The sequence below is a fragment of the Hymenobacter daeguensis genome (assembly GCF_054780555.1).
This window is the reverse complement of sequence record NZ_BAAGWC010000064.1, coordinates 1-973: the sequence shown is the minus strand read 5'-3', so window position 1 is coordinate 973 and position 973 is coordinate 1. Positions and strand designations below refer to the sequence as shown.

General features: G+C 73.2%; 1 protein-coding gene. It reads right to left on the bottom strand.

Annotated features, from left to right (window positions below; genetic code table 11):
- Positions 1 to 973, bottom strand: a 973-nt coding sequence (locus ACYVHT_RS23290) for a fibronectin type III domain-containing protein (RefSeq protein ID WP_460557795.1), incomplete at both ends; no start/stop codon positions are given.

Genomic DNA, 973 nt, shown 5'->3' with positions numbered 1-973 from the left:
TTGCCGTTGGCGCCGCCGCAGTTCTGGGTCACGTAGAACTGGTAGCCGGTCAGGGCCGTCAGGCCGGTGAGGGTGGCCGTGGTGCCGGCGGCCGGGATGGAGCTGTAGACGTTGGTGGCCGAGGGGGGCAGGGCGGGGTTGAAGCCGGCGGGCCCGTAGAGGATGGTAAAGGGGCCGGGCGTGGCGTTGCTCACGGTGAAGGCCACCGTGGCCGAGGTGCTGGTCAGGGCCGTGGTGGTCAGGTTGCGCGGGGTGGGGCACAGGCTGGGCACGGGCGGGGTGAAGGTGTAGCGCTGGCCGGCGGCGGGCAGGGCGGCGATGCCCGCGGTTTCGGTGGTGGAGCTGGCGGTGGGGGCGGGGGAGAGGTCGCTCAGCGAGAGGAAGGAGCCGGGGCCGGTGCCGGCGCCCACCAGGCCGACCGAGGCGGTGGGGGTGGAGAGGGCGCCGGCCTCGGGGCGGTAGACGAACTCGATGCGGTTGGTGCCCTCGTAGAGCCTGGCCTGAAAGGAGATGGCCGGGGCCGTGGCGGTGTAGCGCCAGAGCCAGTTGCGCCACTCGAAGGTGAGCACGCGGTTGGGGGCCGTGCCGGAGAGCTGGTAGCTGGCCACGCTGGCGGGGTTTCCCCCGCCCAGGTCGTCCCAGAGCGGGGCGATGAGGGGCCGCAGGGAGGCGGCGCCGGTGCTCATGTTGTTGGCGTTGGCCGAGCCCGCGCCGCTGTTGAAGGAGAGGAAGCCGTTGGAGGAGGCGAAGAAGGAGGTGTAGGGGGTGCCGTCGAAGACGAAGGAGAAGCCGATGGGCAGGCTGGCGGAGATGGCGTCGTCGGTCTGGATGGCGGGCACGGGGGTGGCCGTGGCGGGCAGGTCGGCGTAGGCGGTGGTGCCCGGGGCGAAGGAGTAGGTGTCGACCTGGGCCTGGCCGGGCCGGGCCGCCAGCAGCAGGCCCGCCAGCAGCGCGCCGCCCAGCAGCTTGCCGC